Annotated in this window: 12 protein-coding genes and 1 pseudogene; 5 read left to right on the plus strand and 8 right to left on the minus strand. The window is 72.2% G+C overall.

Annotation, left to right across the window (positions count from 1 at the left end; translation table 11 throughout):
* Positions 1-35: 35 nt before the first annotated feature.
* Positions 36-1,127: a hydrogenase expression protein HypE gene (locus tag ACIRQ7_RS34310; RefSeq protein WP_401477870.1), complete on the minus strand. Its 1,092-nt coding sequence runs from the start codon at positions 1,125-1,127 to the stop codon at positions 36-38.
* A 209-nt stretch (positions 1,128-1,336) separates the two neighbouring features.
* On the minus strand, positions 1,337-2,074 hold the full coding sequence (locus tag ACIRQ7_RS34315; protein WP_401477867.1) for a DUF4232 domain-containing protein: 738 nt from the start codon (positions 2,072-2,074) through the stop codon (positions 1,337-1,339).
* A gap of 473 nt (positions 2,075-2,547) precedes the next feature.
* Here ACIRQ7_RS34315 and ACIRQ7_RS34320 point away from each other — a divergent pair.
* Both ACIRQ7_RS34320 and ACIRQ7_RS34325 read left to right on the plus strand, forming a co-directional pair.
* Positions 2,548-3,240, plus strand: a pseudogene (locus ACIRQ7_RS34320) (FadR/GntR family transcriptional regulator).
* A gap of 81 nt (positions 3,241-3,321) precedes the next feature.
* Positions 3,322-3,855, plus strand: coding sequence for a GNAT family N-acetyltransferase (locus tag ACIRQ7_RS34325; RefSeq protein ID WP_404266447.1), 534 nt, complete (start codon positions 3,322-3,324; stop codon positions 3,853-3,855).
* A gap of 110 nt (positions 3,856-3,965) precedes the next feature.
* Here ACIRQ7_RS34325 and ACIRQ7_RS34330 read toward each other — a convergent pair whose 3' ends face one another.
* The 5 genes from ACIRQ7_RS34330 to ACIRQ7_RS34350 all read right to left on the minus strand — a co-directional run bounded on the left by ACIRQ7_RS34330 (position 3,966) and on the right by ACIRQ7_RS34350 (position 10,570).
* Positions 3,966-6,446 (minus strand): MFS transporter, encoded by a 2,481-nt coding sequence (locus ACIRQ7_RS34330; protein WP_404266448.1) that lies wholly within the window; start codon positions 6,444-6,446, stop codon positions 3,966-3,968.
* Between the two features lie 544 nt (positions 6,447-6,990).
* Positions 6,991-7,785: a 2OG-Fe(II) oxygenase gene (locus tag ACIRQ7_RS34335; RefSeq protein ID WP_404266449.1), complete on the minus strand. Its 795-nt coding sequence runs from the start codon at positions 7,783-7,785 to the stop codon at positions 6,991-6,993.
* An 83-nt stretch (positions 7,786-7,868) separates the two neighbouring features.
* Positions 7,869-8,402 (minus strand): methylated-DNA--[protein]-cysteine S-methyltransferase, encoded by a 534-nt coding sequence (locus ACIRQ7_RS34340; RefSeq protein ID WP_404266450.1) that lies wholly within the window; start codon positions 8,400-8,402, stop codon positions 7,869-7,871.
* Between the two features lie 193 nt (positions 8,403-8,595).
* A complete protein-coding gene (locus ACIRQ7_RS34345) occupies positions 8,596-10,092 on the minus strand; it encodes an AlkA N-terminal domain-containing protein (RefSeq protein ID WP_404266451.1) in 1,497 nt (498 codons plus the stop codon).
* 250 nt (positions 10,093-10,342) lie between these two features.
* Positions 10,343-10,570 carry a hypothetical protein gene (locus ACIRQ7_RS34350; RefSeq protein WP_401477850.1) on the minus strand — a complete coding sequence of 76 codons (228 nt, stop codon included), beginning with the start codon at positions 10,568-10,570 and terminating at the stop codon, positions 10,343-10,345.
* Between the two features lie 143 nt (positions 10,571-10,713).
* On the opposite strand from ACIRQ7_RS34350, the gene ACIRQ7_RS34355 reads away from it, so the two are divergent.
* From ACIRQ7_RS34355 to ACIRQ7_RS34365, 3 genes are all read left to right on the plus strand, one after another.
* Positions 10,714-11,292, plus strand: coding sequence for a MarR family winged helix-turn-helix transcriptional regulator (locus tag ACIRQ7_RS34355; RefSeq protein WP_404266452.1), 579 nt, complete (start codon positions 10,714-10,716; stop codon positions 11,290-11,292).
* Between the two features lie 34 nt (positions 11,293-11,326).
* The gene (locus ACIRQ7_RS34360; protein ID WP_404266453.1) at positions 11,327-12,517 is read left to right on the plus strand and encodes a cytochrome P450; all 1,191 of its coding nucleotides are present in this window, start codon (positions 11,327-11,329) and stop codon (positions 12,515-12,517) included.
* Between the two features lie 133 nt (positions 12,518-12,650).
* On the plus strand, positions 12,651-13,247 hold the full coding sequence (locus ACIRQ7_RS34365; protein WP_404266454.1) for an HD domain-containing protein: 597 nt from the start codon (positions 12,651-12,653) through the stop codon (positions 13,245-13,247).
* A 193-nt stretch (positions 13,248-13,440) separates the two neighbouring features.
* Here the strand turns inward: ACIRQ7_RS34365 and ACIRQ7_RS34370 are convergent.
* The coding region (locus ACIRQ7_RS34370) for an NAD-binding protein (protein WP_404266462.1) at positions 13,441-13,616 on the minus strand (176 nt) is incomplete at its 5' end.

Raw genomic sequence — 13,616 nt, forward strand, 5'->3', positions numbered from 1 at the left:
GTCAGACGGCTCCGGGTCGTGCGGTCACCGTGCGCTCACCACGGTTCCCGGTAGCCGGTGGTCAGTTGGTCGCCCCGGTGGCGCCACTTGGGCTCGTGGTCCACGGTCCTGGCGGTGATGCCCCGCAGACGGCGGATGACGCTGCCGTAGGCGGCGCTGGCGGTGCTGGAGACCTTGCCGCCGGGCGGCTCGTCCATGAACGGCATGAACTTGTCGGGGAAGCCCGGCATGGTGCAGGCGATACAGATGCCGCCGACGTTGGGGCAGCCGCCGATGCCGTTCATCCAGCCCCGCTTGGGGACGTTGCATTTGACCACGGGGCCCCAGCAACCGAGCTTCACCAGGCACTTGGGCGAGTCGTACGTCGTCGCGAACTGGCCCTGCTCGTAGTAGCCGGCGCGGTCACAGCCCTCGTGCACGGTGGCGCCGAAGAGCCAGGTGGGCCGCAGCTGGTCGTCCAGCGGGATCATCGGGGCCGAACCCGCCGCCTGGTGCAGCAGGTAGACCAGCGTCTCCGAGAAGTTGTCGGGCTGGATCGGGCAGCCTGGCACGCAGACGATGGGGATCCCCGCATGCGACTTCCAGTCCCAGCCGAGGTAGTCGGGCACGCCCATCGCGCCGGTCGGGTTGCCGGCCATCGCATGGATACCGCCGTACGTGGCGCAGGTGCCGATCGCGACCACGGCGAGCGCCTTGGGGGCGAGGCGGTCGATCCACTCGCTGGTGGTGATCGGCTGGCCCGTCTCGGGGTCATCGCCGAATCCGCACCAGTAGCCTTCCGGCTTGATCGATTCGTTGGGGATGGACCCCTCGACGACCAGCACGAACGGGTCGATCTCGCCGCGTTCGCCCTTGAAGAACCACTCGATGAAATTGTCCGCGCCCTGGACGGGGCCGCATTCGAAGTCGATCAGCGGCCAGTGCACTGCGATCTTGGGCAGACCGGGCAGCACGCTGAGGGCGATCTCCTCGATGCTCGGCTGGGTCGCGGCGGTGAGCGACACGGAGTCACCGTCGCAGCTCAGGCCCGCGTTGATCCAGAGGATATGGATCGGCGACTCGTCCTCGGCGGACGGTTTTCCGGCCACATCGGAGCTGTCGGCCACGGTCGAAGGTGCTGCATCCATAGGGATGCCTCCTCAGGAGGTATGCAACGAAAGCTCGCATATCGGCTTCCGTTCACCTTGGTAACACCTATCCAGGCACGTGGATCCTCATCGGGGGCCATTCCAGTGGCGTACGGAGAGTGACGGCCGGGGCCTTGCTCCAACGGTGCGCGCACGCCGAACGGGCCGGTCCCTCAGGACCGGCCCGTTCGCTCTCTCCTGCCGTGTCGTCAGCCCAGCGAGCCGGCCTCCACCGTCGTCACGGTGAACCGCCCGCCGCACACCCGCAGCCCGTTGCTGTGCGTGGTCATCGACTCCTTCGAGCCAGGGGGGTAGACGTAGACGATCTGAGAGGCGGACCAGCACGGGGTGTCCGAGACGCCGTCATTGACGGTGTGCAGCACGGCGTGCGCGCTCTGGCCGGGCTGCAGCCGGACGGAACCGCCGGCGCCGCCCTCCCGGGTGGCGGGCTTGCCGACCGAGGAACCGTCACGCTGCATCAGCGAGACCCCCGGGTAGCCGCGCAGCGAACAGGCCGTCTTGCCCTTGTTGGTGAACACCAGCGGATAGTGGATGTTGCCCGCACCGATGTCGGCAGCGCCCAGGCGCAGCGACATGTTGGCGGCGGTGCAACGGTCGGACGTCGCCATCGCCGACGTATGGGCCTGCGAGGCGCTCGGGGCGTTGGGGACCGGGCTGCCCTTGGCGGGGCCCGTCGCGTCGCCGGACGGCTTCACGGCGCTGCCGGACGACTCGGACTTGCCACCGGAGGACTGCGCCGTGCTGCCGGACGACGGCGCACCACTGGCGCCCTCCGCGCTGCCGGACGACGGCGCGGACGGTGCCGAAGCCCGGGACGCGTTGTCCGCCCCGCTCTGGCAGGCGGTGAGCGTGAGCGCCGCGAGGGCGATCAGTGACCCGGCGGCGACACGGCCGCCGCGGCCGAAAGTCTTGGTGGTGAGCGACATGAGTGGCCCCCTCGTCTCGTGGGTGCGCTCTCCGCCCTCTGCGGGTGTGCACCGGCCGACCGTTGCTCTTCCAGAGTGACCCCAGGCACTGGCGGTCCGCTAACGAGGCGCTAATGCGCCACTAACGAGCCCACCACACCTGGCGCGACGGCGCCCCTCATACCGCCGTGACCAGCAGGAACTCCGCAGCGCCGCCCAGGTTCGCAGATTTTTGTGCGCCACGGATGCCGCACTACCGGTTTCAGCCGTCCCCCGCACCGGCCCCTCCGGCCGCACGGGCCCCGGCAGCCCCACCAGACCCGGCGCTCCGGCTCCCCGCCACGGGCCCGTCGGGACCCGCTCGAGCACCGACCAGCTCGCGCGGGTCGCCCGAGCAGACTTATCGATCGTCACCTCACCTCGGACAACCTGAGAGGTCGGGACAGGAGAGGTCGGGGCATGAGCGGTCGGGGCATGAGCGGTCGCGAAACGGGATGTCCCTAGAGGCGCTTCGGCCCAGCCCCCTGGTCGAACAGGCCGCCCAACGGCTGCGCGAGCAGATCACCTGCGGTCACTTGCCGGTGGGCACCACGATCCCCGGCGAAACGACCCCGGCCAAGCCCCTGGGCGTCGGCCGCACCACCGTGCGCGAAGCCGTAGGGGCGCCCGCGGGCGCCGGACTGCTGCAACCTCACCAGGGCGCCGGCGTCTTCGTGATCGCCACGGCGCCGACGAAGGACTGGCCCACCCGTCTCCGCAGCGCAGCGGTCACCGATGTCTACGAAGTCCGGGCCATGGTCGAGGGTGCAGGCCGCCCGGCTGGCCGCCGCCCGGCGCACCGAAGCCGATGTCACCGCGCTGCGGGCAGCCCTCGCACGGCGCCGCGCCACCGCGGCCGGGGAGGACGACGCGGCGTTCGTCGACGCGGACATCGCCCTGCACGCCACGGTCATCGACGCCGCGCACAATCCGGTGCTGACCGACCTGTTCAGCGAGCTCGCCCCGGCATTACGGGAGGGCCTGATCGCCCTGGTCGACCTCTTCGGCCTGCGCGATCGCGACCCCCGGCACGGCGACGCCGGGCACGCCGCCCTCGCGAGGCCGTGGTCCACGGCGACGCGGAAGCCGCCGGCCCGGCCGTGCAGAGCGAACTCGACGCGACCTTCGCACAGCTGCGGGGCCGCTGAGCGACCGTGCGGCGGTGCGCCGGCGGCTCCCCCGCGACTGCCGATTACCGCAACGCGTCCGTGTTCGACAGGATGGGCGGCATGACCGAGATCCACACTCCCCGCCTCCTTCTGCGCCGCTGGCGCGACGACGACCTCGCCCCCATGGCGGACATCAACGCGGACCCGCAGGTCATGCGCTGGATCGGCGACGGCGCCGTCCTCGACCTGGACGGGACCGCGGAGGCCATCGAGCGGTGGGAGGAGGAGTGGGACGACGAAGGCTTCGGCCTCTTCGCCGTCGAATTGCTGGCCTCGGGCGAACTGGCCGGTTTCGCCGGACTGTCCGTACCCGGGTACCTTCCGGACGCGCTGCCCGACATCGAGATCAGCTGGCGCCTCGGCCGGCAGTTCTGGGGCCAGGGCTACGCATCGGAAGCCGCGCAGGCCGTACTGGAATTCGCCCTCCAGGACCGCGGCCTCGACCGGGTCATCGCCATCGACCGGCTGGGCAACGAGGCCTCCGAGAACGTGATGCGCAAGCTGGGAATGGACTTCGAGCGGGAGACCGCGGACCCGAAATACGGCCACGCCCTCACCGTGCACAGCATCGACCTCACGGAATACCAGGGCTGAGGCTCCTGCCCACAGCGCCCGGAGACCAGGAGCCGGGGCCGGGGTGCCCGCCCCCGGCCGCCCCTCCAAGGCGCGGCCGGGAGGGGCGGCCGGGCGTTCGCTCCGCCCCGTCAGTGAGCCGCGCGGCCCGGCTGGACGAGGTCCAGATCGAGCACCTCGTCGGCGCCGCCGGCGAGGGATACCGGGGCGGCCTGCGGCGGATAGCCGGCGGCAGACAGGGTGTAGTGACGGCCGCTCAGGTCGGAGAACGCGAAGCCGCCGTCCGGTCCTGTGACGGCGTGCCCGGCGACCGAGCCGTCGGCCACGAGGGTGACCGAGGCGTCCGTCAGCGGCAGGCCGTCCGGCCCCCGGACCGTCCCACGGACAGTGACCGTGGGACGGAGACGGACATCCTGCCGTTCCGGGACAGCGCCGGACAGTTCGACGGAGCGGGCCTGCGGCTGGTGGCCCGCGGCGCTCAGGACCAGGGTGTACGCGCCGGGCGGGAGGTGCGGGACCTCCCACTTCCCGTCGGCCCCGGACGCGGTGTGGGTCACCACGTCGCCCCACCCGTCGGTGACGACGACGTTCCCGCCGGCCAGCGGGGCACCGTCCGGACCACCGGCCAGGGAGCCGCCCAGGCGGCCGGAGCCGGTGAGTACCAAGTCCGGTGCGGCCGACGTCGCTTCGCCGTGGCAGGTGGCCGAGGCCGCCTGCGGCTCGTGGCCGGGCGCCGAACCGATGAGGACGTAGGCGCCGGCCGCGGGGGCGGCCAGCTCATAGCGGCCGTCGGCCCCGGCGGGGGTGACGCCGGCCTGCCGGCCCTGGCGATCGATGAGCGTGACGGTCGCACCCGCCACCGGCACCCGCGCCGCATCCAGCACCCGGCCCCGGAATGCGGGAGTTGCCGCGGGGAACGAACCGAGCGAGTCCTCCGGCCCGGCAGCCAGCCGCGCCCAGGACGGCGTGGACGGTCCGGACGGCTCAGACGGTTCCGACCGCTCGGACGGCTCGGTGCGATCGGTGGCCGCGCCCGTCCCCTCGGCAACGGGCACCGGCCCGACCGCCGCGGCCGCTTCCACCGTCCCGTCTGCACCACCCGGCTCGCCGTCCGCCCCGTCACCGCTCTGCGCGACGAGGGTCGGCCGGCCGGCCTTCCGCTGGGAGGGCAGGAAGGCCGCCACCGCGACGCCCACGAGCACCGCGGCCGTGGCGATGCCGAAGGAGACCCGGAAACCGTCCATGGTGGGCACCGTCACCGGCCCCATGCTCATGGACATATGAGCCAGCACCATGCCGATGACGGCGCTGGACACCGACGTGCCGATCGAACGCATGAGGGTGTTCAGGCCGTTCGCCGCGCCCGTTTCGGACGGGTCGACGGCGCCGATGATCAGCGCGGGCAGCGACGAATAGGCCAGGCCGATACCCGCGCCGACGACGACCGCGATGATGACCGTCTGCCAGGGAGCGTCCATCAGCCCGATGCCGGCGCCATAGCCGACCGCGATGACCAGCATGCCCAGCAGCAGCGAGACCTTGGGGCCACGACGGGCGGCGATGCGCGCGTACAGCGGCGCCACCAGCATCATCGTCAGGCCCAGCGGCGCGACGCACAGACCGGCCACCACCATGGACTGGCCGAGGCCGTAGCCGGTCGACTTCGGCAGCTGGAGCAGCTGCGGCAGCACCAGGGAGATCGCGTAGAACGCCACGCCGACCGTGATCGAAGCGAGGTTGGTGAGCAGCACCTCGCGCCGGGCGCTCGTCCGCAGATCGACGAGCGGATCGGCGATCCGCAGCTCCATCACACCCCACAGCACCAGGATCAGGGCGGCGATGCCGAACAGGCCGAGGGTGGTGGGCGAACTCCAGCCCCAGTCGCTGCCCTTGGTGATCGGCAGCAGCAGGGCGACCAGACCGGCGGAGAGCCCGAGGGCACCGGCCACGTCGAAGCGTCCATGCGCGCGCACCGACGACTCCGGGACGACGAGCAGGGTGAGCCCCATGGACAGCACGCCGAGCCCGGCGGCGCCGAAGAACAGGGTGTGCCAGTCGGCGTGTTGGGCGACCAGGGCGGCGGCCGGCAGGGCGAGCCCGCCGCCGACGCCTATCGAGGAGCTCATCAGGGCCATGGCCGAGCCGAGGCGCTCGCGCGGCAGCTCATCGCGCATGATGCCGATGCCGAGCGGGATGGCGCCCATGGCGAAGCCCTGCAGCGCCCGGCCGACGATCATGGTGAGCAGGTCGCTGGTGAAGCCGCAGATCAGTGACCCGACGACCATGACGGCGAGGCTCGCGAGCATCATCCGCCGTTTGCCGTTCAGGTCGCCGAGGCGTCCCATGATGGGCGTCGAGACCGCTCCTGCCAGGAGGGTGGACGTCATGACCCAAGTGGCGTTGCTGGGTGCGGTGTTGAGCAGCGTCGGCAGGTCCTTGATGACCGGCACGAGCAGCGTCTGCATCACCGCGACGACGATGCCGGAGAAGGCGAGGACCGGAACGATGCCACCGCTCGCTCTGCGGTGGCCGCCCGCGCCGGCCTCGGGCAACGGGTGCGCGGCGGCGGGCGCCGCCCTCCCGGGTAGCTGGTCCGTCGTCGTTCGGGTCATACGCGCGGCCTCCAGGGCGGCATAGCGGTCGTGTGCGGGGCGGAGCGGGAATTACGGGGCAGGAGCCTCGGAGTGGAACATGCGGGCGAGGCCGGCCAGACGGGCGAACGGACGGCCGGCGAGCCCGGGAGGGGGCGAGACGGGGGACGGAAAGGGACATCGGGGACGTAGTGCGAGCAGGGTCAACGCCGGTACGTGCATGACGAACGTTCTATGTCCGGGCCCTATTCCGCCGACCGGGACGACATCTCATGCGGTGGACGGTGATCTGGCTCACGCACACCTCTCGCAGGCGCCCACCCAGCTCGCATGCGTCGACACATCGGTCTCCCGCCCCCGTTCGGACTGCACCGTCCCGTCGTCGTCATCCGCAACGCCGACTCCCGTCAGCAACAGTCAACAGCAGGGCACTGACAACGCAGAGCACACAGCCCTCGGAGCTCATTCTTCGGCGCTCAGTCCTCGGCGCTCAGCCCTCCGGCACCCGTCGGCGCGATCGCTGCCCCGCAAGGCCCCGCGCTCGCCAGTCGGTCGCGAGGGGCCCTCAGGCGTCGTGGAAAACGAGGCCCAGCGAGTGCCGCCGGCCCGAGCGGACCGTGCTCACGCCGTGGCGGACCGGCCCCACCGACCAGCCCCGGCTGGAGCGTACGGGGCGGTCGCGGGTGGTGAAGATCAGGCCGTGGCCCTGCTGCAGCACGGTCGTGGTGCCGCGTGATTGCGCGCGCGGCCGTTGTTCGACGAGCAGGAACTCTCCCCCGGTGTAATCCGGGCCCTGCTCGTCGAGGCCGATGACGACCTGGAGCGGGAAGACCATGTCGCCGAAGATGTCGCGGTGCAGTGCGTTCCAGTCGCCCGCCCCGTAACGCAGCAGGATCTGGGAGGGCTTGACCTGTCCGGCCTCGTGGCACATCGCCAGCCACTCCCCCAGCGTGTCCGGCCAGGGCGCCGGCCTGCCCAGCTTCTCCGCCCAGTCCCGGGCGATGGGCAGCAGGTACGGGTAGAGCGCCGCGCGCAGGGCCTGGACCGGTTCGGGCAGCGGGTGGGCGAAATAGCGGTACTGACCGGAGCCGAAGCGGTGCCGCGCCATGTCGATGGTCGACCGGAAGCGGTCGGTCTCGTCGTACAGCCCGATCAGGCTGCGGCAGTCGGACGGCGTGAGCAGACGTGGGGTCAACGCACAGCCCAGGCTGTTGAGTTCTTCCGTCAGCGTCGGCCAGTCGGCGGCGGCGAGCCGCTTCCCGACGCGGGCGGCGGAACGGCCGGGGGAGGCGGGGCGGGCCCGATCAGCGGGAAAGGCCTGGTCGGCGGTCAGGTCAGGGCGAGAGGTGGTCGTGGACATGAGGTGCTCCGGCGGGCGTCGAGGGCGTGGGGCGCGCGTGCGTCGTGTGCGAGCCCCACCTGATCAACACGACAGGCCTTGACTCAGGAGGCATGCGGTCCGTTCCCTTCGGCCTGCTGCCGCCCGTTTCCTTCAAGACCGAGCAGCAGCTGCTTGCGCTCCGGGCCGGCCGCGTAGCCGGCGAGCGAGCCGTCCGCGCCGATGACGCGGTGGCAGGGCCGCACCACGAGCAGCGGGTTGGCGCCGATCGCCGTTCCTACGGCACGTACCGCGCCACGCGCGGCACCGATCTCGGCGGCGATCCGTCCGTAGGAGGTCGTGGCCCCGTAGGGGATGGACTCCAACGCCTTCCACACACGCCGCTGGAAGTCCGTTCCGCGGGCGACGTGTTCAAGGGTGAAGGAGGTCAGCTCACCGTCGAAATACGCACGCAGTTGACGCGCGATCTCGGCAAAGGCGGCGGGGTCGTGGGTCCAGCCGTCCTGGACGACCGCTCCGCCCTTCTGTTCCGGCGCGGACAGGGAGGCGAGGGCGGTGCCGCCCGTTGCGGTGGCGGACTTCTCCCCCACCAGCAGGAGCTCGCCCATCGGACTGTCGAGCGTCGCGTAACGAGTCATGCCGCCATCCTTCTCGTTCATCGTTTCCATCGCTTCCATCGCTTCCATCGCTTCCATTTCGTCAGATTTGACGGTGGTTCAGGTGGTTCGCGGTTCGGTAGCCGCAGGGCCCGGGGACTATGACCCATGACCCATGGCCCAACCACCGGCCCTTGAGCGCCACCGGGTCATTCCTCACCACCGCGTCCCCTGGTCACGGGCCGGCCGGCGTCGCCGGGCTCTCGTCCCCCGTGCGTGGCACGTTCCAGAAGTGGTGCATCGCGTACGAGCGCCACGGGCGCCAGGCGTCGGCGTGCTCCATGGCGGAGCCTGCCCGGCGCATGCCCGCGCGGACGGCGACATCTCCCGTCAGCCGTACGTCCGGGTCGCCGAGGGCGCGCATGCGGATGTAGCCCGCCGTCCACGGGCCGATGCCCCGCAGCCCGAGCAGGGCCCGTTCTGCCTGGGCGCGATCGGTTCCGGCGTCGAGCGTGACCGTGCCGTCGGCGAGCGCGGCGCTGAGGGTGCGCAGGGTCGCGCGGCGCGCATCCGGCATCCCCAGTGCGGCGAGAGAGGCCTCGGCCAGGCCCTCGACCCGCGGAAAGAGGTGGGTGAGCGGGCCGGCAGGCTCCGCCGTCGGGTCTCCGTGGGCGGCGACGAGGGCGTCGCCCAGCTTGCGGCCGGCCGTGACCGACACCTGCTGACCCAGTACGGCGCGCAGCGCCAGTTCATGAGGCTCCGCGGCTCCCGGGGAGCGAAGGCCGGGCAGAGCCCTCGTCAGGCGCGCCAGGACGGGGTCCTCGCCGAGCCGCTCGGCGACCGCATACGGATCGGCGTCGAGGTCGAACAGACGCCGCACGCGCTGTGCCGCGGTGGTGAGGTCGGTCAATTCGGTGAGGTGCAGCCGGCACTCCAGCCAACCATCGCCGGTGGCCTCGTCGACCTCGGCGATACCTGTCCCGTGGGGCAGTCGCAGGGTGCGCCGGTAGGTACGCCCGCCGGCCTCCCCGCTCACGTCCTCGATGCCGGCGATCGCGCGCCGCTGCAGGTAGTCGAAGATCTGCCGTGCCGCGTACGGCCCGCGGAATGCCAGCCGCAGCGGCAGCACCCCGGGCGTGGCCTGCGCGGCGACCGGGCCGAACCGCGTACCGCGTCCCGGGCGGGCCGCGCGCAGTGCGCTGGGGGTGAGGGCGTAGATCTCCTTGATGGTGTCGTTGAACTGGCGCACGCTGGCGAAGCCGGCCGCGAAGGCGACCTCGGTCGCCTGGAGTCCGGTGGTCTGCAGCAGCACCCGCGCGGTGTGCGCGCGCTGGGCCCGCGCCAGGGCGACGGGGCCGGCTCCCAGCTCGGCGTTCAGCTGCCGCTGCACCTGGCGGGCGCTGTAGCCGAGGCGGGCCGCCAGACCCGCGACGCCTTCCCGGTCGACGACGCCGTCGCCGATCAGCCGCATCGCCCGCCCGACGACATCGGCGCGGGTGTTCCACTCGGCGGAGCCGGGCACGGCATCGGGGCGGCACCGGCGGCAGGCCCGGAAGCCCGAGCCCTGGGCGGCGGCGGAAGTCGGGAAGAAGGTGACGTTGCGGCGCCTGGGCGTGGTGGCAGGGCAGCTCGGCCGGCAGTAGATCCCGGTCGTCGACACGGCGAAGAAGAACGCGCCGTCGAACCTGCCGTCCCGGCTGCGTACCGCCTCGTACCTGCTGTCCTCGGTCATCACACCGTCCACTGTGCGGCCGGCGGGACGCCCGCGCTGGCGGAAATCGGACACCAAGGTGGGCAGCGGAGGGGGCGGGGGCGGGCTGGGGACGGGCGTGGGTGGGCGCGGCGGTGGCGCAGGTCGTCGCGCGGCCGACGGCGGGGGAAGAGCGGCACGCGTCATGGCCCCGGCAGGACCGGTGCCCAGGAGAGGGCGCCGCCAGAGGGGTCGGGCGTTGCCCAGGAGCAGGCCTTGCCGACCGCAGCGGTCACGCCGACGGCATCGGCCAGTCGTCCAGGCTGCCGCCGCGCCATTCGACGAGGCGGGGGTCGTCCAGTCCGATGTCCTCGGCCGGCCCGGCGATTCCCGCACGGCGGAGAAACTCCGCCACATCGCCGCGGCCGTGCGCCAGGCCGACGATCTGCCCGCGCACGGTCACGCGCCGGCCGCCGGACGGCGTCGGCGGATGCACGATGACAGGCGGGTGCTCGGTCATGAATCCAGCGTGCGCCGGGCTCCTCGCGCGCGCACCTCGACAGCCTCATGCGTCAGGCGGTCCGGCTGCCCGGACGGGCAACCGGGCCGGGCAGCTCCCGGCGGAACTTCGAGCGTCCAAGCACTCTCTCGTAAACTGGCACCGTGGCACCCTCGACACCGACCGACCTGACGCGAGAGCTGCTCATCGCCGTCCATGAGGTCATGGGCCGGTCGAATGCGCAGCTCAGGACGACTCTCGACAGCCTGGGCCTGACCGCTCCGCTCGCGGAGGCCCTGTGGGCGCTCGACCCCCGTCTCCCCTCCCCCTCGATGAAGACGCTGGCGGCCCGCCTGTACTGCGATCCGTCCAGCGCGACCTTCCTGGCCGGCCGCCTCGAACGGCTGGGCCTCACGGAACGGGTACCCGACCCCGCGGACGGGCGTGCCAAGACCGTCGAGCTGACCGGCAAGGGCACACAGGTCCGTCGCGCATTGGTCGAGGCGATGGTCCAGCTGACCCCGCTCGCGACGCTCAGCTCCGCGGAACGCACCACCGCGCTGCACCTCTTCCGCAAGGCGCTGACCCGGAACGACGCGGCACCGGAAGCCGGCACGCGGCCGGGAGCCGGCGCCCTACGGGCCGTGGCGCCCACCCGGGGAGCGGACGCGGCGCGTGCGGCGGACGCGAAGCGGAGAGCGGACACGGCGGGCGACGCCGAGACGAAGGGCGACGATCAGTGACGGGCACCGGACCACGAGCTGCACGAGGCCGAGCGTGAACAGTCCCTTGGACTCGGCGGAGTTCTCCCGCGATCCGTACCCCCAGCTCGCCGCGCTGCGTGCGCGCGGCCCCGTTCAGCGCGTGCGTACGGGCAACGGCCGCACGACGTGGGTCGTCACGGGATGGGCGGCGGCGCGGGTCGCACTGGCCGACCCGCGGCTGTCGAAGGACACGGCCCGGTACTTCGCGGGCCGGCCGTCCACCCGCGATCTGGCCCCTGCCGTCAGCAGCACGATGCTCGCCACCGATCCGCCGCACCACGGCCGGCTGCGCACCTTGGCGATGAAGGCGTTCACCCCGGCGGCCGTGGCCGGGCTGGAGCCCCGGATCCGCGCGATCGCACAGCAGCTCGCCGACGCGCTGGCCGCGCACGACACCGCTGACCTCATGGAGGATTTCGCGGTCCCGCTGCCCATCTCCGTGATCAGTGAATTGCTGGGTGTGCCGGAGAACGACCGCGCGGCCGTACGCCGGTGGTCCAACGACCTGTTCGCCGCCGCGGATCCGGACACCGTCGATCGCGCCTCGCACGCCATCAGCGACTACCTGACCGAGCTGATCGCCGCTCGACGGGACGCCCCGGGGGACGACGTACTGAGCGGGCTGATCGCCGCCCGCGACGCCGAGGACCGGCTCACCGAACCCGAACTGGTGTCACTGGCCGTGCTGTTGGTGGTCGCGGGCCACGAGACGACGACCCATCTGATCGGCAACGGCATGCTGGCCCTGCTGCAGGACGACCCGCTCCGGGCCCGCCTGCGTGCCGACCTCGGTCTGCTGCCCGCCGCGATCGAGGAATTCCTGCGCTACGACGCCCCGATCACCCTCGCGACGTTCCGCTACGCCACCGAACCGTTCGACCTCGGCGGCGCCCCGATCGAGGCGGGGGACGTCGTGCTCGTCTCCCCCGGCGCGGCCAACCGCGACCCGGCGCGCTTCGACGCTCCCGACTCCGTACGCCTGGGCCGTCATCCGACCGGTCATGTCTCGTTCGGCCACGGCCCGCACCACTGCCTCGGCGCACCGCTGGCCCGTATGGAGGCCCGGATCGCCTTCGAGGTGCTGCTGACCCGTTTTCCGGAGATCCGGCTCACGGGAGAGGGCGCCGACGCGCTGGAGTGGCGGCGTACGCGCTTGATGCGCGGACTGGCGGCCCTTCCGGTGGTCCCGGGAGCTCCTCAGTAGCCCCGGCTCCCCTGCGGCTCCGGGTCCGTTCCGCCCCGGCTCCCGTCGTTCCGGGTCCTGGCCCGGAGGCGCCAACTCCCTTCCCGCAGGCACCCGTACGCGCCTCCACCTCGCGTGCGGCACAATCGCGGCCATGACGATGGACGACCTTGTGATTCCTGACAGCGGGGCATGCCGGGCCGCACGGGAATGCGCGACCGCCTACTGTTCACCCGCCCTGCTCAACCATTCGGTCCGGGCCTACCTCTGGGCAGCTGCCTACGCCGCGGCGAACGACATCGCCTTCGATCCGGAACTCCTCTACGTGTCCGCGATGTTCCACGACATCGGGCTGGTCGCGGAGTTCGACAGCCACACCGTGCCGTTCGACGAGGCCGGTGGCCATGTGGCCTGGGTCTTCGGCGCGGCGGCCGGCTGGCCGGTGGAGCGCCGGGTACGAGCCGCCGAGGTGATCGTGCGGCACATGTGGGACGAGGTGGACGTCGCGAAGGATCCCGAGGCTCACCTGCTGGTGTTCTCGACCTCCTTGGACATCTCCGGACAGCGCCCTGACGCGCTGTCGCCGGCGCTCCGCGCAGAGGTGCTGGAACGCTACCCACGGCTCGGTCTGGGCCCCGAGTTCCTCGCGTGCTTCCGGAACCAGGCCGACCGCAAGCCGCACAGCTCCGCCGCGGACTCGGTCCGCCGGGGCATCGCCGACCGCATCGCCACCAACCCGTTGGACGGGTAACCGGGAGGCGGTAAGCGGCGAGCCCGTTGCGGGAGCGTACGACTGCCCCGTACGCCGCCTGACCCCGCCGGAACGCGAGGAACGGCCCCCCGGGCGGAGTGCAGGAAGGCCGTTCGTCGCGCTGTCGCCGATCAGGGTGCGGGTGGTGACGGCGGTCGCCTCTCGGCGAAAGCCGCTGTCAGGCCCGGCCGCCTCAGCTTTCGGTGGTGTGTCCGGAGAGGCGCTCGACGCCGCGCAGGAGGGCGGAGTGGTCGAGGTTGCCGTCGCCCTGGGCGCGCAGGGAGGCGACGAGGGAGGCGACGACGGCGCCGACGGGCAGGGCGGCGCCGACGGTGCGGGCGGCGTCGGTGACGATGCCCATGTCCTTGT

It is taken from the genome of Streptomyces sp. NPDC101393, assembly GCF_044767385.1.
Classification (GTDB): domain Bacteria; phylum Actinomycetota; class Actinomycetes; order Streptomycetales; family Streptomycetaceae; genus Streptomyces.